Source organism: Microbacterium gallinarum (assembly GCF_014837165.1).
In the GTDB taxonomy this organism is placed as follows: Bacteria; Actinomycetota; Actinomycetes; order Actinomycetales; family Microbacteriaceae; genus Microbacterium; species Microbacterium gallinarum.
This window is the reverse complement of record NZ_JACSPM010000001.1, coordinates 483,895-503,173: the sequence shown is the minus strand read 5'-3', so window position 1 is coordinate 503,173 and position 19,279 is coordinate 483,895. Positions and strand designations below refer to the sequence as shown.

Here is a 19,279-nt window from a genome sequence, read left to right as displayed (position 1 = left end):
GTGTGGGAACGCTGGCTGGGTGCGGGCCTCGCCGCGGTGCTCGGCATCGCGACGCTGGTGCTCGCGCTGACCGGTCGGCTCGGACTCTTCCTGAACCCGGCAGGCAGCTGGTTCGCGATCGCGATGGCGGTTGTCGCGATCGGAGTGGGGGTCGTCGGTCTCGCCCTTCCCCTCGGCATCGAGCGGGAGCACGATCATCCTGGCGAAGCATCCGCCGACCACGATCACGATCACGATCACGGCCGGGATCACGTCGACGATCACGGACGGGGCCACAGCCAGGTCGCCGTCGCCCGGGCGAGCACTGTATCGATCGTGGGCGGTGCCATCGCCTCGGCGGTGGTGGTCGCCGCCTGGCTGCTCCCACCCACCACGCTCTCGGTCACGCTTGCGATGGATCGAGCGACCAACGCCCCCGCGCTGTTCGGCAGGGATGACGCGGTCGAGCTGGCGAGCTCCGGCGACACGCGAGAGTTCGGAATCCCCGACTGGTCGACCGTGTTCGCCACGGCCACCTCGCCCGAGGACTTCGCCGGCGACGCCGTGGAGCTCGAGGGGTTCGTCACCCCCCACCCCGACGACCCAGAGCAGTTCCTTCTCACCAGGCTGGTGATCACTCACTGCGTCATCGACGCGCAGCCCGCCGCCGTGCCGGTCAGCGACGCGGACTGGGATGCCGGCATCGAAGTCGGCGACTGGGCGCGCGTGGAGGGGACCGTGGTCCTCGAGGGCGAGGAGCTGACCATCCGTCCGACGACGCTGACGCCCATCGAGGAGCCGCAGGATCCGTATGAGTACTGACGAGCACGCGGGCACGGGCCGCGGGAAGCGGTTCCTCCTCGTCTACGCAGCCGTGCTGGCGGGGATCCTGGTCGCGTCGACGGCTGCCGCCGGCGCGAGCGTCGCAGCCGGCCCCCGCGTCTCAGCGGTGCTGTCCGACCCGGCCGCGGCGACGACGGTCAGCGGCTCTCGCGTGATCTTCACGGCGAATCAGGCGCTGGCAGAGGTGTCCGCTACGCAGGTGGAGATCGAGCCGGAGGTGCCCTTCACGGTCGACACCGCCGGCCGCGACGTCGGCGTACGCCTTGCCGAGCCGCTGCAGGACGGCACCCGCTACACGCTCACGATCAGCGACGTGGTGGGCAGGTCGGGCGGCCCATCCTCCACCTTCTCCACGTCGCTGGAGACGCCGCGCGCAGAGGCGTTCCTCCTCGAGCGCTCGCCCGACGACGACCGCATCTATCGCACGACCCTCGACGGCGCCACGGAGGAGACGGTGTTCGAGCACCCGCGGATCGAGGACTTCCGCTCGTCCCCCCGCGGATTGGTCGTCGCGCTGCGAACCGAGCAGGGTGATTCCGAACTCGTGGTGGTCCGAGAGGACGGCCGTGTCGACGAGGTGCGTCTTCCCGCCGTCGGTCGCCTTGCTCGCCTGCAGCTCTCGGACTCCGGCGACCGCTTCGCCTACACGTGGACCGACCCGTCCGTCGAGGGCATCCCGGTTCGCGACTCGGTGGTCTTCCTCGGCAGCATCTCCGCACCCGATGCCAAGCCCGAGCAGCTCGATCTCGGCACGTCCGACCCGCGCATCGACGACTTCCGCTTCGTGCAGGGCACGACGTCGCTTCTCCTCGTGACGCGCGGCGACGACCTGCTGCTGGCCGACCCCGTCGCGGAGGGCGAACCCGTCACGCTCGGCAAGGCGTCCATCATCGACGACGTCTCGCGTACCGAGGCCGTTGCGTACGTGCGAACCGCGGAGGGCCCGCAGATCGTGGACCTCCGGGACGGTTCACGCACTCCTGCCGCGGGGGCCGACCCGCAGTTCGGACAGCCGTTCGCCGCGGAGGAAGTGACGGGGAACGGGACGCTGCTCACCTATCTGCGTCTCAGCGACTCCGGCGAGCTCGAGGGCCAGACGGTGGTGATGCGAGCGCCTTCCGTCGACAGCCGGGTCATCGCCGAGGTGGCGACGACCGACGCCATCCTGCAGGTGTGCGCAGCACCGAGCGGGCGCTGGGTGGGTGTCGTCGTCGCTCCGGACATCGCCGCGAACCCGCTCGACGACGCGATTCTCGCGATGCCCGAGACCGTCGAGACGAGGATCTTCTCCCTCGAGTCGGACGACACGCAGGTGATGCCCGGTCTCGCGATCTCCTGGTGCCGCGCACCCGCGTCGTGAGTGAGGGCACCGGCCCGCGGGCCGGCCGCGCGTCGCGCGCTACCGGTAGTTGACGAACTGGAGGTCGACGTCGAGGTCGGCGGCCTTGAGCATGCGCTGGACCTCCTGGAGGTCGTCGCGACTCTTCGACTGCACGCGCAGCTCGTCGCCCTGGATCTGCGACTTCACAGACTTGGGACCCTCGTCGCGGATGAGCTTCGAGATCTTCTTGGCGTTCTCCGACGAGATGCCGTCCTTGAGCGTCGAGACGATCCGGAACTCCTTGCCGCTGGCGAAGGGCTCGCCCGAGTCGAGGCTCTTCAGTGAGATGCCGCGCTTGATCAGCTTCGACTGGAAGACGTCGAGCACCGCCTTCGCGCGCTCCTCGGTGCTCGCCTTGATCAAGATGGAGTCGCCGCTCCACTCGACGGATGCGCCCGTGCCCTTGAAGTCGTAGCGCTGCTCGATCTCCTTGCGCGCCTGGTTCAGGGCGTTCTCGGCCTCCTGGTGGTCCACCTTGCTGACGATGTCGAACGAAGAATCGGCCATGACGGGCAGTCTATCCGCGGTCGCGTGACGCCGCGAAGACCGGGCAGGCCTTGGAAGCGCTTGCAGATGAGGGGGTTTCGCGGATGATCCGCGTTATCCCGCAAGTCACGAACGCGTATCGATCATCCCAATCGCGGGTTGCGTTTCGGGCCGAAGATGATAACAATGTAAGCGCTTGCATCTTCTGCGAGCAGAAGAACGGCCTTCGACGGTGCTTGGCGCCGGCCCGGGCCGGTCTAACCCCAACAGCACTTAAGAGAGGCACACACCGATGAAGGTGAACAAGAAGAGCGCGCTCGCGATCAGTGCGTTCATCGCGGGCGGCGCGCTCGTGCTCTCCGGCTGCGCAAGCGGCGGCGGAGACGACAGCGGCAGCAACGACGAGAACGCGGACACGACCCCCATCACCGTCTGGGTCGACATCGAGCGCAAGCCGGCGCTCGAGGACGTCGCGGCATCCTTCACTGAAGAGACCGGCGTCGAGGTCAAGCTCGTCACCAAGGACTTCGCCACGGTCGACCAGGACTTCATCAGCCAGGTCCCCACCGGCAAGGGTCCCGACGTCATCGTCAGCCCCCACGACAAGCTCGGCGCCTACGTGTCGGCCGGCGTCGTGGCGCCGCTCGAGCTCGGTGACGTCGCCGATGGCTTCGCCGAGGCGGCCGTCCAGGCCATGACGTACGACGGCAAGGTCTACGGCGTCCCGTACTCGATCGAGAACGTCGCGCTCGTCCGCAACGCCGACCTCGTGTCGGAGCCCGTCGAGACGTTCGACGAGGTCATCGCCAACGGCAAGGCCGCCGGCACCGAGTACCCCTTCCTCGTCGGCCTCTCGCCCGAGCAGGGTGACCCGTACCACCTCTACCCGCTGCAGACCTCGTTCGGCTCGCAGGTGTTCGCGCAGAGCGCCGACGGCTCGTACGACCCGTCGCAGCTGGTGCTCGGCGACGCCGCCGGTGTCGAGTTCGCCACCGCTCTGAAGCAGTGGGGCGCCGAGGGCATCCTCAACGCCAACATCGACGGTGACAAGGCGCGCGAGTTCTTCGTCGCCGGCAAGTCGCCGTACTACCTCACGGGTCCGTGGAACATCCCCGCGATCTCCGAGGCCGGAATCAACTACGCCATCGACCCGCTCCCCAGCGCCGGTGGCGAGGAGGCCCGCCCGTTCGTCGGCGTCAACGGCTTCTTCCTGTCGAGCAAGTCGGAGAATTCGCTCGCCGCGACCGACTTCATCGTCAACTACCTCAGCACCGAGGACGCTCAGCTGAGCCTGTTCGAGGTCGGCGGTCGCCCGCCGGCACTGATCTCGGCCTACGAGAGCGCCGCAGCCTCCGACCCCGATGTCGAGGCCTTCGGCAAGATCGGCCAGACCGGTGCTCCGATGCCCGCGATCCCCGAGATGGGCGCCGTGTGGTCGGACTGGGGCAACGCAGAGCTCCAGCTCATCAAGGGCGAGGGTGAGCCCGCGCAGGTCTGGGAGACCGCTGCGACGAACATCCAGTCCAAGATCGGCTGAAAGCCGCAGTGACAGGCGGGTGGGGCCTTTCGCGGCTCCACCCGCCTTCTCTTCTACTCTGAACCTCACGACCCTGCGATGAAGGAGCGTCCCTCCATGGTCGATGTCAAGACCGCCGCGAAGAAGACCGCGGCACCGAGCGCCTGGGGCGATGACCCGTTCCACAAGCCCGCTCGGCGGCTCACGACGGGGGGTCTCGTCGCCCTCCTTGTGAAGGTCGTCCTCCTCGCGGTCATCGACGCGCTCGCTGTCTTCGGCGTCTGGGTGCTGGTCGCGAAGGGCGACTGGATCGCCGCCGGCGTGCTCCTCCTTGTCGTCGCAGGCGTCAACTACCTCTACCTGCGTCCCGGCCTGCTGCCGGGGAAGTACCTGGCGCCCGGCCTCGCGTTCCTCGCCGTCTTCCAGATCTTCGTGATCATCTACACAGGCTTCATCGCGTTCACCAACGCCGGCGACCAGCACAACAGCACCAAGCAGGATGCGATCGAGCAGATCATCCGCACCTCGCAGGAGCGTGTGCCCGACTCGCCCGAGTACACCGTCGAGGTCTACAAGCAGGCCGACCAGTTCGGACTCCTCGTGGCCGAGCCGGGCGGCGGCACCGCGTTCGGCACGAACGAGCAGCCCCTCCAGGACGCATCGAGCGCACCCGACGGCTGGGAGCAGCTCAACCTCAACCAGATCATCCGCCTCCAGGACGAGGTGCTCGCGCTCAACGTCCCGGTGAGCGACGACCTCAACGACGGCACCCTCCGCACCTCCGACGGGCGCAAGGCCTTCGTCTTCACCTCGAGCCTCGAGTACGACGAGGCTGCCGACACCTTCACCAACACCGAGACCGGACAGGTCTACTCCGACGACGGCGAGGGAAACTTCCGCGCCGAGAGCGGCGAGACGCTGACGCCCGGATGGCGCGTGGTGATCGGCTGGGACAACTTCGCGTTCGCCTTCACCAACGACCAGATCCGCGACCCGCTCCTGCGTGTGACCATCTGGACCTTCGCGTTCGCCGCGTTGTCGACACTGGTCTGCTTCGCCCTGGGCCTGTTCCTCGCGATCGTTCTCAACCACCCGACGCTGCGCGGCAAGAAGGTCTACCGCGTGCTGGTGATCCTCCCTTACGCGTTCCCCGCGTACCTGACGGGTCTCGTCTGGGCGGGCATGCTCAACACGGAGTTCGGCTTCATCAACGAAGTGCTGCTCGGCGGCGCGCAGATCCCGTGGCTCGGTGATCCGTGGCTCGCGAGATTCAGCGTCATCTTCGTGAACATGTGGCTCGGTTACGCGTACATGTTCCTTGTGTGCACGGGCGCACTGCAGTCGCTGCCCGACGACATCGTCGAGGCGGCCAAGATGGACGGCGCCGGCGCATGGCGGATCTTCCGCTCGGTGAAGATGCCGCTGCTCTTCGTGGCAGTCGCCCCGCTGCTCATCGCGACGTTCGCCTACAACTTCAACAACTTCGGCGTGATCTACATGCTCACCCGGGGCAATCCGCGGTTCACCGACACGACGCTCGACATCGGCGCGACGGACATCATGATCACGATGGTCTACAAGGTGGCGTTCGGCGGTGGCGGCGGCCGCGATCTCGGCCTCGCGTCGGCGCTGTCGATCCTGATCTTCATCATCGTCACGATCGTCGCTGTGATCAGCTTCCGGCAGACCAAGGCACTGGAGGACCTGAACTGATGTCCGATCTCGGCCAGAACGTGCGCGAATTCGAGCGCATCGAGACGATGGGCGCCGGCGGCGTCACCGCCTTCGGCGAGAAGACCCTGCGTCGCACCAAGACCGACCGGCGCCGTTCGTTCGGCGCATGGTTCACCGACACCGGATGGCGGCACGTGATCGCGTGGATCGCGATCGTGTTCGCGCTCTTCCCGCTCCTGTACATCCTGTCGGTGTCACTCAACCCGATCGGCACGCTGACCGGATCCAACCAGCTGTTCCGCACGATCGACATCTCCAACTATGTGCGGCTGTTCAACAGCCCCGACATCCCGTACGGCCGCTGGTACGTGAACTCGCTGATCATCGCGGTCATCACGAGCGTGTTCACGGTCCTTCTGTGCGCGCTCGGCGCCTACGCGTTCTCGCGCATGCGCTTCAAGGGACGCAGATTCGGACTCGCGACGCTGCTCGTGCTGCAGATGTTCCCGCAGCTGCTCGCGATCACGGCGATCTTCCTGCTGATGATCCAGATCGGCGATGTGTTCCCTGCGATCGGCCTCGGCACCCACGCAGGCCTCATCATGATCTACCTCGGCGGCGCGCTCGGGGTGAACACCTTCCTCATGTACGGGTTCTTCAACACCGTGCCGACGGCGATCGACGAGGCCGCGAAGATCGACGGCGCCGGGCACGCCCGCGTCTTCTTCACGATCATGCTGCCCCTCGTGATGCCGATCCTCATCGTGATCGGGCTGCTGACCTTCATCGGCATCATCGGCGAGTTCGCGATTGCGAGCGTCATCCTCACCGACCCGAACCAGCAGACCGTTGCGATCGGCCTCTTCCAGCTCGTGTCGGGCTTCATGTCGCAGAACTGGGGCATCTTCGCGGCCGGCGCCGTGCTCGCCGCGCTCCCGGTGATGGTCTTCTTCCTGGTCTCGCAGAAGTACATCGCAGGCGGCCTCACCGCGGGCAGCGTCAAGTAGACGGATGCCGCGGGGCGCGGCATCCTGGATCACACAACTCAAGGGCTCTGTCATGGCTTCCGGCCGTGCAACCACGTCGCACCCGGCGGCGCGCGCTGCCGACCGATCGAAAGGCATGCCATGACTCCTGCTCCCCACCACGACGGCTCGTCGCTGCACGTGTCGAACCTCGCGCCGGCGCTCGGCGAGGTCGTCACAGTGCGCTTGCGCGTGCCCGCCGGGTACGGACCGCTCGCGGCCGTGCGCACGCGCTCGAACCCCGACCACGAGCCCGAGTGGACCGACGCCGTGCGCGTCGGTGTCGCCGACGCGTGGGAGTGGTGGGATGCGCCGGTGACGGTGCGCAACCCGCGACACGGATATCGGTGGATGCTGCAGCACGCCGACGGCCGCGTCGAATGGCTCAATCAGACCGGCCTGCATCGCATCGAGACCCTCGACTCCGAGGACTTCGCGCTCGTGGCCTACCCGGCACCGCCCGCCTGGATGAACGAGTCGGTGATGTACCAGGTCTTCCCCGACCGGTTCGCGCGCTCCGCGGCGGCCGACGAGCACCCGACGCCTGAGTGGGCGATCCCGGCGGCGTGGAGTGACCCGGTCGACGCCGTGATGCCGGCGCGCTCGCAGCAGTTCTACGGCGGCGACCTTCCCGGGATCATCGAGAAGCTCGACCACCTGGTCTCGCTGGGCGTGAACCTGCTCTACCTCACCCCGGTGTTCCCGGCGGAGTCGAACCACCGCTACGACGCCGCCAGCTTCGATCGCATCGACCCGCTGCTCGGCGGGGAAGAGGCGTACATCCGGCTCGTCGAGGAGGCGCATGCCCGCGGCATCCGGGTCATCGGCGACCTCACGAGCAACCATTCCGGCGACAGTCACGAGTGGTTCCGGGCCCCGCTCGGCAACCCGGGAGCCCCCGAGGAGGACTTCTACTACTTCACCGACGAGGGCAACACCGCATACGTCTCGTGGCTCGGCTACGCGAGTCTGCCGAAGTTCGACTGGTCGTCGGAGGAGCTGCGCCGCCGGTTCGTCTCGGGCGAGGACTCGGTCGTCGCGAAGTGGCTGAAGCCGCCGTACAACGCCGATGGGTGGCGCATCGATGTGGCGAACATGACCGGCCGCCTCGGCGCCGTCGACCTGAACGCCGAGGTGCGGCAGCTGCTGCGCGAGACGATGCTCCAGGTCGATCCCGACACGATCCTGCTCGGCGAGTCCACCAACGACGCCGTTAGCGACCTGCAGGGCGACGGCTGGCACGGCGCGATGACGTACCCGTCGTTCACGCGGCCGCTGTGGGGGTGGCTCAGCGAACCGACCGGGGCGCCCTACCTCGACGCGGATGGCGGCGAAGTGACCGAGTCGTGGTTCTTCGGCCAGCCGATCGGCGGCATCCCGCGGTACACGGCGCGCGAGTTCACCGAGGCCGTCACCCGCTTCACAGCAGGCATCCCGTGGCGCGTGCGCCTCGGCAACATGCAGCCCCTCGACACGCACGACACCGCCCGGTTCGCGACGAACGCGGCGCCCGGTGCGATCCCGGTCGCCGTCGGCCTGTCGCTCACGATGCCGGGGCTTCCCGTCGTGTTCGCAGGCGACGAGTTCGGGCTGCTCGGAGCCGACGGTGAGGCCAGCCGCACCCCGATGCCGTGGGGCACCGAGGGCCAGCCCGAGGTCGCCGAGCGACTCGCGCTCTACCGCGATCTCATCGCGCTGCGCCGCAGCCATCCCGCGCTGCAGGACGGCGGGTTCCGCTGGGTGCACGTCGATGACGAGGCGGTCGTCTTCGTCCGCGAATCCGAGAGCGAGAGTGTGCTCGTCCTCGCGACGCGAGGAGATGCGGATGCCGCGATCCCGGCCGGCACCCTCCCTGGTGCGGCGTCCGGCGAGCCGGTGTTCGGCGACGCGACCCTGGCGGTGTCGGATGACGGAGCGGTGGTGCTCTCGGCCGAAGGTCCGGCGTTCGCGGTCTGGCTCCTTCCCGGGGTGGTTGCGCCGGCGCCCGCCCCGACGGAGGAGACGGCCGAGGTCTCGCGCGGCGTGGTCGACGCCGACGAGCAGACACCCGCCGAGATCGTGAAGGGCGCCGATTCCACAGGGGCGTGACACGGCGTCGCGGCATCGGGCACACTGAGTGCCATGTCAGCGTTGACCACCATCGGCCTGCCCGTGGCCCTCGGAATCATCATGTTCGGGCTCGGCCTGAGCCTCACCCTCGGCGACTTCGCCCGCGTCCTGAAGCAGCCGAAGGCGGTGATCGTCGCGCTGCTCTGCCAGCTGGTGCTCCTGCCCGCGATCTGCTTCGGTCTCGTCCTCGCGTTCCAGCTGCCTCCGGTGCTCGCCGTCGGCATGATGATGCTCGCGGCCTCGCCCGGCGGCACCACCGCGAACCTCTACAGTCACCTGTTCCGCGGGGACGTGGCCCTGAACATCTCACTGACGGCGGTCAACTCGGTGATCTCGGTCGTGACCCTGCCTCTCATCACGAACTTCGCGATCATCTACTTCGACCCGTTCGACAGCCAGCTCGGCATGCAGTGGTCGAAGGTGCTCGAGGTGTTCGCGATCGTGCTCGTGCCGGTCGCGATCGGCATGGTCGTGCGGCGCCTCTGGCCGGCGTTCGCGAAGGCGATGGACAAGCCCGTGCGCATCGCGTCGATCATCATCCTCGTCGTCGTCATCGCGGGTGCGGTCGCCTCGAACTGGACCCTCCTCGTCGAGAACTTCGCGCGCCTGTCGGTCATCACGATCGTCTTCTGCCTGATCAGCCTGTCGGTGGGCTACCTCGTTCCGCGTCTGCTCAAGGTGGGCAAGCGCCAGGCCATCGCAGCGTCGTTCGAGATCGGCATCCACAACGCCACTCTCGCGATCGTCATCGCGCAGACGGTGCTGGGCTCGGTCGAGCTCAGTCTTCCCGCCGCCGTCTACGGCGTGCTGATGTTCTTCATCGCCTTCGGGTTCGGCTTCCTCATCCGCGAGCGCAGCGGTACGTCCGACGACGAGATCGCGGCTGAAGACGACGAGGCCGAGGCCGCCGCGCGCTCCTGACCCGGGGTGGCGGAGGCATCCGTCATTCGTAGACTGGGGGCGCGAGGAGGTGCCATGCGCCCACTGACCGAAGACGACGTGCGTTCCGCGTTCGCGAACGCCTCACCCGAAGAGCTCCGCCTGGTCGCCCTGCCGACCGACTTCCTGCTCACCGACTGGGATCACCTCGACTTCTTCGCGTGGCGCGATCCGCGCACGCGCGGTCGCGGCTACGTGATCGCCGAGGTAGAGGGCGAACCCCGCGGCATCGTGCTGCGCGCCGCCGACGGCACGTCGAGTGCACGCTCGGCGATGTGCAACCTCTGCCACACGATGCAGCCCGCCGACCAGGTCGCGCTCTTCACAGCGCGCAAGGCGGGGGAGGCCGGACACGCCGGTGACAGCGTCGGCACCTACATCTGCACCGACTTGTCGTGCCACGAGAACGTGCGCCTCGCCCTGCCGCTCGCCCCCAACGAGGTGCGCGCCAGCGTCGACCTGAGGATCGACGGCACGCGCCGTCGTGCTGAAGCCTTCGTCGAGCGCGTGCTCGAGACCGCCGGAAGCCGGCGATGACCGCCGGGCGGGTGGTCGTGGTGGGCGATGCGCTCATCGACGAGCTGCGCGACGACAACGGCGTGCGCGAGTTCGTCGGAGGTGCTGCGCTGAACGTCGCGGTCGGCCTCTCCCGGCTCGGCGTGCCGGCCACGTTGATCGCGATGGTGGGCGACGACGAGCCCGGCGCCCACATCCGGTCCTATCTGGCGGACTACGGCGTGGAGCTCGTCGCCACGGTGTCGCCGCTCGGCACCGCCCGCGCGGTGAGCGTGCGCACGGGTGCCGGTGAGCCGGAGTACGACTTCAACGAGGCGTCCCAGCGGCGCCGCATCCGATTCGGTGAGGATGCGCAGCGCGTGATCGCGGACGCCCCCATCGTGGTCGTCAGCTGCTTCGCGTTCGACGACGCCGAGCAGGCCGCGGAACTCGCCGACGCGATCAAGAGCGCGGGTGTGCCGGTCGCGATCGACCCGAATCCGCGCACCGGCATGATGCGAGACGAGAATGCGTTCGTCCGCGGCTTCGAGGCGCTCGTGGCCGGTGCGACGCTGGTCAAGGTCGGCGAGGACGACGCGGCTCTGCTCTACGGCGAACCGCTCGACTGGCTGCGCGAGCGGCTGGTCTACCTCGGCGTGGCGGCGGTTCTCGCAACCGAGGGAGCGGCGGGCGCCACGCTCGAGGCGGGTGAGGTGGTCGTCACCGCGCCGATCACGGCGCTGCCGGGGAAGATCGTCGACACGATGGGCGCCGGCGACGCGGCGTTCGCGGCGGCGATCGAGTCGGTGGTCGACCGCGAGCCCGGGACCGAAGACGAGTGGGCGGAGACGCTGAAGAGTGCGATGGATGCCGCGGCCGCGACCTGCCGTTTCGAGGGCGCGCTCCTGCGCACGCCGGCGGCTCTCGAGGCGCTGGATCTGGACCGGATCGGCACCTGACCGCGGCTCGCGCCACGTGGATTTCGAGCACTGCGTGAGACAGCGTAAGATGTGTAATCGCGCCTCCGGTCGGCTGTGAAAGTTGGACGGGTGCGTCTGGCGAGTTACCCAAGCGGCCAAAGGGATCTGACTGTAAATCAGACTGCTCAGCATTCGGGGGTTCGAATCCCTCACTCGCCACCACCACTGCAAGCGGAAGAAGCCCCCTTCATGGGGGCTTCTTCCGTTGTGGCGGATCGGCGGCATGCCAGGATGATCGTGCGGACGCCGTGCCCGCGACAGAGAGGACCGTCATGACCGTGCCCGATCCCCACGCCCCGGTTCACCCGCAGGCGGCTGACGCGCCCGTGTCATCCCTGCTTCGCGCAGCGATCTGGGTTGCCATCGGCGCGCTCATCGCATCCGCGATCGTCTGTGTCGTGTGGGTGCTTGTCGGCGACCAGAGCGACATCATCGGCAAGGCGTTCCTCACGATCCTGCTGCTCGTCGCCTTCGCGGGCGTCACGATCCTCGACGCGCACCTCGCGCCGCGTCGCCCGGCCTGGTTCGCCCTCGCGAGCATGGGCACCTGGATCCTCACGCTCCTGATCGGTGCCGTGCTCATCTGGATGCCGGAGCGCTATTCGTGGGACGGCTTCACCCGCTTCGTCCAGTTCCTCTTCATCGTGCTCATCCTGCAGCTCGCCCTGTTGCACGTGAGGCTCTACACGAAGGCGCTGCAGCGCTACGACACTCCGTTCACCCGCACGGTCGCGGTGATCACGATCGTGCTCGTGGCCGCGCTCGTCGTGCTGCTGATCGTGCCGCTGATGTTCGACGAGTACCTCCGGTTCCCCGACATCTACTGGCGCATCGTGGTCGCCGTCGCGATCCTGGCCGCCGTCGGCACTGCGCTCATCCCGCTGGTGAACGTGCTGTTCGCACCGAAGAAGCCCCGCGCAGCCGCATACCCGGCGTACGGCGCGATGCCGGCCGCCGCTCCCGCCCCGGCGCCCGGCGCGCAGCAGGAGCTGCTGCCGTGGCCGAACTACGTCGACGGTGTCACGCCGCTGCCGATGCTGCCCGACGGCTCGCCGGACTGGAACGCCTACTACACGGGCTACCCGAGCCCGGGCGCGCATGTGTTCGGCGCCCCACAGGCACCGCCGCAGGGAGACGGTCCCCAGCCGAACGCTTCCGCGCTCGACAAGGCCGCGACCGCGCCGCACCCCGGCTACGAGGGCTATCCGCCCCCGCCGCCCCTTCCGCCGCGGCCGTAGCGGAACGAGCAGGGCGCCGCGCCGCGCGTCGGTTCCGCGCCGCGCGTTCGCTCCGCGTCAACCGCGAAGCAGTTCCGCCGCGGCCATGGCGGCGTTGTGCCCGCCGATCCCACTGACCGCGCCTCCTCGCCGTGCGCCCGACCCGCACAGCAGAATGCGGTCGTGCGCGGTCGCCACTCCCCAGCGCTGCGCTGGAGTGTCGAGCGGCTCGTCGTCCGTCGCCCACGGCCACGACAGCGGGCCGTGGAAGATGTCGCCGGCGGTCATGCCGAGCGAGTCCTCGAGGTCGGCCGTCGTCCGCGCCTCGATGCACGGCGTGCCGTCGGGAGCCTCGAACACGACGTCGGCGATCGGCTCGGCCAGCACCGAGTCGAGCGACGCCTGCGCCGCGGCGAGCAGCGCGGCGCGCGCAGCATCCCGATCCTGTCCTGCCACCAGCCGGTGCGGCACCTGCAGGCCGAACAGGGTCAGGGTCTGGGCGCCCGAGGCCTGAAGCTCGGGACCGAGGATCGACGGATCGGTGAGCGAGTGGCAGTAGATCTCGGCCGGAAGCGGGCGCGGGATGCCGCCACCGGCCGCCGTGCGATGGGCGTCGTCGAGCTGGGTCATCGTCTCGTTGATGTGGAATGTGCCGGCGAAGGCGGCTTCGGGATCGACCGACGTGTCGCGCAGCCGGGGGAGGCGTCGCAGCAGCATGTTGACCTTGACCTGGGCCCCCTCGGGGCTTTCGGCCGTCGACCCGGAGCCGCCGAGCAGCCGGTCGAGCACCGCCGGGCCGACGCCGCTCAGCACGACACGCCCGCGCAGCACCTCTCTGCGCCGGCCGTCGTAGACGACCTCGACGTCGCCATCGGGGGTGATCGAGGCCACACCGGCGCCGGTGCGCAGTTCGGCTCCGGCTTCACGGGCGGCGCGCTCGAGCTCGCCGCTGACCCGGCCCATACCGCCGACCGGCACGTCCCAGTCGCCCGTTCCGCCGCCGATCACGTGGTACAGGAAGCACCGGTTCTGGCGGAGGCTCTCATCGTCGGCGTTCGCGAACGTGCCGATGAGTCCGTCGGTGAGGACGATGCCGCGGGTGATGTCGGTGTCGAACGAGGAGCGCAGCACCTCGCCGAGCGGGCGCTCGACGAAGTCTGTCCACACGTCGCCCATCAGCTCCCGCACCGCCCCCGCACGGGGGAGAGGGTCGGTCACGGTCGGGAACAGCCGCTCCGCGACCGGCGCGAGTCGCTCGTAGAACCCGGCGAAGCGCTCGGCCTCGCTCGTATCGCCGGTGACGCGGGCGAACGAGGCAGCGGTGGCCGCGGCATCCGCTGTATCGATCAGAATGCCGCGCGACGCATCGGCGGGGTCCGGCGTATAGGAGGAGTACCGACGCCGCTTGAGGGCGATCTCGAGGCCGAGGTCGTCGATGATGCGCTGCGGCAAGAGGCTGACGAGGTACGAGTAGCGCGACAGCCGGGCGTCGACGCCGGCCCACGGGCGCTCCGAGACGGCGGCGCCGCCGACGTGGTCGAGACGCTCGAGCACGACGACCGAGTGGCCTGCGCGAGAGAGGTAGGCGGCGGCGACGAGGCCGTTGTGGCCTCCGCCGACGATGACGACGTCGTGGGTGTGTGCGCGGGCGTCGATGACCATCCCTCCACGCTAGCCGGGAGCGCGGTGCGCACACCGCGTCTGTCCCCAGGACGACGAGCGGATGCCGCATCCCGGCGACCCTCAGACGAACACCCCCACCCCCTCATTTTCCGAGCGCGGACCCTCAATTGCTCGCCCACGCGTTGACCGCCGCGTGCGGCCGGAGGACGGTCGAAGCGCGGGGAGATCAGCGCGGTCGCGCGAGGCCAGGAGGGCTCTCATGGGTATCAGGAGAAGGATCGTGACGGGTGCCGTGGTCACGGCGCTGGCCGTGGCGTCGCTGCTCGGCTTCGCGACGGGCGGACCGGCGGTGGCGGGTGAGGGTGGGAAGCCCGGCGGGAAGCCCGTCGCTTCGCTTCTCGCTTCCGGACTGCAGGGTGCCAGCGGCAGCACCATCGGACCGGACGGCGCCCTCTACGTCACCGAGGGGATGATCGGTCAGGTCACGCGCATCGACCCACGGACGGGTGCCAAGACGCCCTTTGCGACGTGCCTGCCGCCGGCGATCCTGCCGCTCGGCGGCGCGATCGACGTGGCTTTCATCGGCGAGACCGCCTACGTGCTGGTGACATTGGTCGGCGAAGGCGTGCCCGGCGGCACGGCCGACGACATCGCAGGCATCTACCGCGTCGACGGCCCCCACAGCTTCACGGCGATCGCCGACCTCGGCTCGTGGACGGTCGAGAACCCGCCGCCGCCTGAGATCGACGTCTTCGTGGCCGGTCGACCTGACCAGCACAGGCAGGCACGGCAAGGCGTGCGGGCACGGCGTCTGGTAAGAGCGGGGGAGCGGATTCCGCGTCCCCCAGCGCTCGCGGGGCGAGGCAGCGCTCGGGCCCGCCGCCCCGCGACGCCCGATAGCGTGAGGGGATGACGCTCGCGAAGGAACTCGAGTCCCTGGCCGTCGACATCGCTCGCGAAGCCGGTGAGCTGGCGCGGGTGCGTCGCACGGAGGGGGTCGCCATCGCCGCGACGAAGACGGCGCTCGCCGACATCGTCACCGAAGCGGACCGCGAGGTGGAGCGGCTCATCCGGGCCCGCCTCGCGGACGCCCGGACCGACGACGGCTTCCTCGGCGAAGAGACCGGCGCTGAGCGCGGCCAGAGCGACGTGACCTGGGTCGTCGACCCGATCGACGGCACCGTCAACTACGCATACGGCATCCCGGCCTACGGCGTCAGCATCGCGGCCGTCATCGGGGAACCGACGCCGGGGGAGTGGGAGACCGTCGCTGGAGCCGTCTACGCCCCGGCGTCGGGCGAGATGTTCCGCGCCGCGCGCGGGGAGGGCGCCTGGCTCGGCGACCAGCCGCTGACAGTGAACGCGGACGTGTCGGCCGCAGGTGCGCTGCTGGCGACAGGCTTCGGCTACGACCCGACGACGCACGCCGGCGACCTCGCCCGCGTCGGCCGCGTGATGCCGATGGCCCGCGACATCCGCCGCGGAGGCGCCGCATCGCTCGACTTCGCGTGGGTCGCGTCCGGGCGGCTGGACGGCTACTTCGAGCGGGGCCTCGCCCCGTGGGATCACGCCGCGGGATCGCTGCTGGTCACGGAGGCGGGCGGATCGTTCGCGTTCGTCCGGGACGACTCGGAGCGGTCGCGGCACCTGATCGTGGCGGCGACTCCGGTGATCTTCGAGCGGCTGGTGGACGCAGCGCTCGCCGACGAAACCTGAGTGTTTCGAAAGGATCCGTACGAAACGCCGCGAGTTGTCCACAGTGCTCATGGCATTCCCAGGTCGCCCCATGTAGTGTTTATGCGATCGTTACTTTCGCCGCCCGAACGGTGGAAGTCATCACTTGCCCGAAGACCGTACCGTTGCCCCCCGAGCGACACGACCCGAGAGCCCCCCGCTTGCCTTTTGACGCCCCGATGGCTGAGCCTGCGCCTACGCGCCGTTCCAGCCGCACCTCCACGACGCCTGTTCAGGCGACCTCGGAGACCCTCGGGATGTCGCGTGCGGAGCTCCGTCGCCGGGCCGCCGGTCCGGCTTCCGAGCGTCCGGCCGTCGTGTGGGGTCGTCCGGTCGAGGAGAAGCAGAAGGATGCCGCGCCGTCGGCGTCGACCGACGCTCCGGTGATCGCGGCCGAGGCCGAGGGCCTCGCACACGTGCAGCCCCTCACCGATCTGCCTGCCGCTCCCGTCGCCCCGGCCCCCTCGCCCTCCGCGATCGAGCTTCCGGCAGCGCCCATCCACATCGCCGACCCGATCGCAGCCGCGGTGCCTGTCGACGCCGCACCGCAGTCGGTCGTCGCGCCGCCCGCGCCGATGAGCCGTCGCGCTCGCCGCGCTCCGCGCACGGGCGAGCAGCCCGCCGTCGTCGTGCCGCCGATCGCGCTCGCCGCCCCGGCCGAGGCTGAGCGTCCCGCGCCCGTCTTCCACGCGGACCTCCCCTCGACGGAGGCTCCGGCACCGCTGCTCGAAACGGTCCTTGCACCCGCCGAGCCGTTCCAGCTGCTCGAGCCGACCGTCACGCCGGTGACCGAAGAGGTCGCCGTGCTCGAAGTCGTTCCCGACGAGACCCTGGTCGCCGAACCGACGATCGCCGCCGAGGCGGTCGCTGAGCCGGCGGACGAGCCGCGGGTTGCGGCATCCGCTTCCGATGAGTTCGAAGCCGCCGCCCGTCTGTTCTCGTTCACCGGTGAGCTGCCCGTCCAGGTCGAGCAGGCCGAGACGGTCGAAGAGGCCGAGCCCGCCGCAGAGACCGAGCCCGTCCAGGCCGCACACACCGCTCCGCGCAAGGCGCGCGTGAACCGCGGTGCGTCCTTCAGGCGCCTGACCGCAGCATCGTTCTCGGTGGGTGTGATGGGCATCGTCGGTCTGATGACCGTCGGCATGACCACCCCCGCCGAAGCCGTTGCCGCCGCCGGCGGTGCCGAGGCGTCGATGTCGATCCTCGCCCCCGGCGCGACCACCGTCACCGAGGTCGACGCCGACGAGATCCAGGCGTACGTCGCCCCGGCCGGTATCGCGGCCGACACGCTCGACCGCACCGAGAACTACGGCACCACGACCGTCGCCGAGCTCGCGTCCGAGGCGGGCATCCGCAACTTCTCCAACCTCTTCGTCAACGACCCGAACGCCGCGATCCAGTGGCCCTTCGCCGTCGGCGTCACCATGTCGTACGGCTTCGGCATGCGCTCCGGCCGCATGCACGAGGGCATCGACTTCACGCCCGGCGCGGGTGCTCCGATCCAGGCGATCGCCGACGGCACCGTTCGCGTGGCCTCAGAGGCCGGCGGTGCGTACGGCGTGCACGTGATCATCGACCACGTGATCGACGGGCAACTGATCTCGAGCCATTACGCGCACATGGAGTACGGCTCGATCCAGGTGTCGCAGGGCCAGCACGTCACGGTCGGCACGGTGCTCGGTCGCACGGGCAACACGGGCCGCTCCTACGGCGCCCACACGCACTTCGAACTCCTCCTCAACGGCAAGACCGCGATCGACCCGCTGCCCTGGCTGCGGGAGCACACCGGAGGCTGACCTCGATTCAAGAGTGGTGCCGTTGCTCTGGTATCCTCTTCTAGTTGCCCGCACGCGGGCAGCACGCCCCGATAGCTCAGTGGCAGAGCACTTCCATGGTAAGGAAGGGGTCGTCAGTTCAATCCTGACTCGGGGCTCGGAACATCGTGAGATGTGACGCGGCAGGGTAGCTCAGTTGGTGAGAGCGCACGACTCATAATCGTGAGGTCGCGGGTTCAAGCCCCGCTCCTGCTACAGATTAGAACCCCCGGATTTCCGGGGGTTTTGTCGTGTGTGACGTCAGTGCAGGGCGTCCACATTCAGCGTGAACCCCTGTGCGCGAAGACGCTCGGCCAAGGACTGCCCCATCGCGACCATCGGTGTCAGCACCCCGCCGCGCTCGGGCAGGTGGTCGAACGCGAGGCTCAGTGCCGACTCGCCGAGCATCACGCCGGTGCCCCCGTAGCCGGGATCGAACGGCGCAGCGACGCGTGTGCGAACCGGCTGACCCTCCACCGGATAGGCGTCGACGTCGAGAACGAAGCGACCCCGCTCGATTGCATCCGAACTCGGTCCAGCACCCGGGGCCGGGAGAACACGGTCCAGGACGGCCCTGGTCGGAGGAAGGGCCAGGCCGGCGACCAAGGCGGCGGTCCCTCCACTGATCGCGCACGCGCGAGCGAATCCGGCGAACCCGCGGCCGGTGGCGATCACCTCGCGGTACCGCATGAGCTGACCGTAGCTCCAGCCCGTCAGGTAGTTGCTGCGCTGAACGATCTGTTGGTTATAGGCCCCCATGACGAATGGCGCCTGCCACACATTCCGCTCCTTGCCCCAGCCACTCCCGCGACGCCCGGGAAGCCGGACGGACGGCCCCGGCGTGAGGGCGTACGGGTCGCCGACGAGGCGACGGATGGAGGCATCCGTCTTCACCTCTTTCATCTGCTGGCGGAGGGAGTCGATCGTTCCACCGCTGATGCCGCCGCGCAGAGACCTCACTCGCAGGGTCGCGGCGACGATCGGCACTCCTCCCGCGGTCTCGTGCGCGAGACCGAGGCCGAGGTCGGAGGGGATCGAGTCGAAGCCGCAGGAGTGGACGATCTTCGCACCGCTGCTCTCGGCGACGTCGTGATTGCGCTCGATGCTGCGGGCGACGAAGATGCTCTCGCCCGACAGATCGGCGTATGACGTTCCCGCCCGGGCGCACGCGGAGGCGACCTCCGTGCCGTAGCGCAGATACGGACCGACAGTCGTCGCGACGACCGACGTCGATGCCGCGAGACGGGCGACGGCGTCGGTGTCGGCCGTGTCGACCTGAATGGTCGGCCAATCAACGCCGAGATCGCGATTCACCTCCTGGAGCCGCGTGGAAGACCGACCGGCAATCGCGATCCGCGCGCCCGCGGGCGCCGACTGTGCGAGATGCCGCGCGGTGAATCGCCCGACGAACCCTGTCGCACCAAGGAGGACGATGTGGTGGTCGCGGTCGTTCTGGCTCATACC

16 protein-coding genes and 3 tRNA genes are annotated in these 19,279 nt (G+C 69.1%); 16 read left to right on the top strand and 3 right to left on the bottom strand.

Features of this window, described 5'->3' with window-relative positions:
• Together H9622_RS02350 and H9622_RS02345 are read left to right on the top strand one after the other, a co-directional pair.
• The gene (locus H9622_RS02350) at positions 1 to 801 is read left to right on the top strand and encodes a TIGR03943 family putative permease subunit (RefSeq protein WP_318247003.1); all 801 of its coding nucleotides are present in this window, start codon (positions 1 to 3) and stop codon (positions 799 to 801) included.
• Positions 791 to 2,182, top strand: coding sequence for an Ig-like domain-containing protein (locus tag H9622_RS02345; protein ID WP_191763861.1), 1,392 nt, complete (start codon positions 791 to 793; stop codon positions 2,180 to 2,182). The genes H9622_RS02350 and H9622_RS02345 overlap by 11 nt, the downstream gene beginning before the upstream one ends.
• Before the next feature lie 39 nt (positions 2,183 to 2,221).
• Here the strand turns inward: H9622_RS02345 and H9622_RS02340 are convergent, their stop codons facing one another.
• Positions 2,222 to 2,710, bottom strand: a complete 489-nt coding sequence (locus tag H9622_RS02340) for a YajQ family cyclic di-GMP-binding protein (protein ID WP_191763859.1) — start codon at positions 2,708 to 2,710, stop codon at positions 2,222 to 2,224.
• Between the two features lie 271 nt (positions 2,711 to 2,981).
• Between H9622_RS02340 and H9622_RS02335 the strand changes: the two genes are divergently transcribed.
• From H9622_RS02335 to H9622_RS02295, 9 genes are all read left to right on the top strand, one after another.
• Positions 2,982 to 4,226 carry a sugar ABC transporter substrate-binding protein gene (locus H9622_RS02335; protein ID WP_191763857.1) on the top strand — a complete coding sequence of 415 codons (1,245 nt, stop codon included), beginning with the start codon at positions 2,982 to 2,984 and terminating at the stop codon, positions 4,224 to 4,226.
• Positions 4,227 to 4,322: 96 nt separating this feature from the next.
• Positions 4,323 to 5,918 carry an ABC transporter permease subunit gene (locus tag H9622_RS02330; protein WP_191763855.1) on the top strand — a complete coding sequence of 532 codons (1,596 nt, stop codon included), beginning with the start codon at positions 4,323 to 4,325 and terminating at the stop codon, positions 5,916 to 5,918.
• Positions 5,919 to 5,965: 47 nt separating this feature from the next.
• On the top strand, positions 5,966 to 6,886 hold the full coding sequence (locus tag H9622_RS02325) for a sugar ABC transporter permease (RefSeq protein WP_191765552.1): 921 nt from the start codon (positions 5,966 to 5,968) through the stop codon (positions 6,884 to 6,886).
• Between the two features lie 120 nt (positions 6,887 to 7,006).
• A complete protein-coding gene (locus H9622_RS02320) occupies positions 7,007 to 8,992 on the top strand; it encodes an alpha-amylase family glycosyl hydrolase (protein ID WP_191763853.1) in 1,986 nt (661 codons plus the stop codon).
• Positions 8,993 to 9,025: 33 nt separating this feature from the next.
• Positions 9,026 to 9,934, top strand: a complete 909-nt coding sequence (locus H9622_RS02315; RefSeq protein WP_191763851.1) for a bile acid:sodium symporter family protein — start codon at positions 9,026 to 9,028, stop codon at positions 9,932 to 9,934.
• A gap of 54 nt (positions 9,935 to 9,988) precedes the next feature.
• Positions 9,989 to 10,489: an FBP domain-containing protein gene (locus H9622_RS02310; RefSeq protein WP_191763849.1), complete on the top strand. Its 501-nt coding sequence runs from the start codon at positions 9,989 to 9,991 to the stop codon at positions 10,487 to 10,489.
• On the top strand, positions 10,486 to 11,406 hold the full coding sequence (locus tag H9622_RS02305; RefSeq protein WP_191763847.1) for a PfkB family carbohydrate kinase: 921 nt from the start codon (positions 10,486 to 10,488) through the stop codon (positions 11,404 to 11,406). Before H9622_RS02310 ends, H9622_RS02305 begins: the two co-directional genes overlap by 4 nt.
• A gap of 98 nt (positions 11,407 to 11,504) precedes the next feature.
• A tRNA-Tyr gene (locus H9622_RS02300) sits at positions 11,505 to 11,589 on the top strand.
• Between the two features lie 110 nt (positions 11,590 to 11,699).
• Complete coding sequence (locus H9622_RS02295) at positions 11,700 to 12,665, top strand: hypothetical protein (protein WP_191763845.1); 966 nt, start codon at positions 11,700 to 11,702, stop codon at positions 12,663 to 12,665.
• Between the two features lie 57 nt (positions 12,666 to 12,722).
• On the opposite strand, the gene H9622_RS02290 is transcribed toward H9622_RS02295, so the two are convergent.
• Positions 12,723 to 14,306, bottom strand: coding sequence for a phytoene desaturase family protein (locus tag H9622_RS02290; RefSeq protein ID WP_191763843.1), 1,584 nt, complete (start codon positions 14,304 to 14,306; stop codon positions 12,723 to 12,725).
• A gap of 241 nt (positions 14,307 to 14,547) precedes the next feature.
• On the opposite strand from H9622_RS02290, the gene H9622_RS02285 reads away from it, so the two are divergent.
• From H9622_RS02285 to H9622_RS02265, 5 genes are all read left to right on the top strand, one after another.
• Positions 14,548 to 15,180 carry a hypothetical protein gene (locus H9622_RS02285; protein WP_191763841.1) on the top strand — a complete coding sequence of 211 codons (633 nt, stop codon included), beginning with the start codon at positions 14,548 to 14,550 and terminating at the stop codon, positions 15,178 to 15,180.
• A complete protein-coding gene (locus tag H9622_RS02280) occupies positions 15,177 to 15,983 on the top strand; it encodes an inositol monophosphatase family protein (RefSeq protein ID WP_191763839.1) in 807 nt (268 codons plus the stop codon). Before H9622_RS02285 ends, H9622_RS02280 begins: the two co-directional genes overlap by 4 nt.
• 275 nt (positions 15,984 to 16,258) lie before the next feature.
• Entirely contained in the window at positions 16,259 to 17,797 is a 1,539-nt protein-coding gene (locus H9622_RS02275; RefSeq protein ID WP_225221528.1) for a M23 family metallopeptidase, read from the top strand.
• Between the two features lie 65 nt (positions 17,798 to 17,862).
• Positions 17,863 to 17,934: transfer RNA gene (locus tag H9622_RS02270), tRNA-Thr, on the top strand.
• 23 nt (positions 17,935 to 17,957) lie between these two features.
• A tRNA-Met gene (locus tag H9622_RS02265) sits at positions 17,958 to 18,031 on the top strand.
• Between the two features lie 45 nt (positions 18,032 to 18,076).
• On the opposite strand, the gene H9622_RS02260 is transcribed toward H9622_RS02265, so the two are convergent.
• The gene (locus H9622_RS02260; protein WP_191763837.1) at positions 18,077 to 19,276 is read right to left on the bottom strand and encodes a saccharopine dehydrogenase family protein; all 1,200 of its coding nucleotides are present in this window, start codon (positions 19,274 to 19,276) and stop codon (positions 18,077 to 18,079) included.
• Between the last annotated feature and the right edge of the window lie 3 nt (positions 19,277 to 19,279).

Coding starts and splice junctions, on each gene's coding strand:
- H9622_RS02345 (WP_191763861.1), top strand. CDS start 791: ATGAGTACTGACGAGCACGCGGGCACGGGCCGCGGGAAGCGGTTCCTC.
- H9622_RS02340 (WP_191763859.1), bottom strand. CDS start 2,710: ATGGCCGATTCTTCGTTCGACATCGTCAGCAAGGTGGACCACCAGGAG.
- H9622_RS02335 (WP_191763857.1), top strand. CDS start 2,982: ATGAAGGTGAACAAGAAGAGCGCGCTCGCGATCAGTGCGTTCATCGCG.
- H9622_RS02330 (WP_191763855.1), top strand. CDS start 4,323: ATGGTCGATGTCAAGACCGCCGCGAAGAAGACCGCGGCACCGAGCGCC.
- H9622_RS02325 (WP_191765552.1), top strand. CDS start 5,966: ATGGGCGCCGGCGGCGTCACCGCCTTCGGCGAGAAGACCCTGCGTCGC.
- H9622_RS02320 (WP_191763853.1), top strand. CDS start 7,007: ATGACTCCTGCTCCCCACCACGACGGCTCGTCGCTGCACGTGTCGAAC.
- H9622_RS02315 (WP_191763851.1), top strand. CDS start 9,026: ATGTCAGCGTTGACCACCATCGGCCTGCCCGTGGCCCTCGGAATCATC.
- H9622_RS02310 (WP_191763849.1), top strand. CDS start 9,989: ATGCGCCCACTGACCGAAGACGACGTGCGTTCCGCGTTCGCGAACGCC.
- H9622_RS02305 (WP_191763847.1), top strand. CDS start 10,486: ATGACCGCCGGGCGGGTGGTCGTGGTGGGCGATGCGCTCATCGACGAG.
- H9622_RS02295 (WP_191763845.1), top strand. CDS start 11,700: ATGACCGTGCCCGATCCCCACGCCCCGGTTCACCCGCAGGCGGCTGAC.
- H9622_RS02290 (WP_191763843.1), bottom strand. CDS start 14,306: ATGGTCATCGACGCCCGCGCACACACCCACGACGTCGTCATCGTCGGC.
- H9622_RS02280 (WP_191763839.1), top strand. CDS start 15,177: ATGACGCTCGCGAAGGAACTCGAGTCCCTGGCCGTCGACATCGCTCGC.
- H9622_RS02275 (WP_225221528.1), top strand. CDS start 16,259: ATGTCGCGTGCGGAGCTCCGTCGCCGGGCCGCCGGTCCGGCTTCCGAG.
- H9622_RS02260 (WP_191763837.1), bottom strand. CDS start 19,276: ATGAGCCAGAACGACCGCGACCACCACATCGTCCTCCTTGGTGCGACA.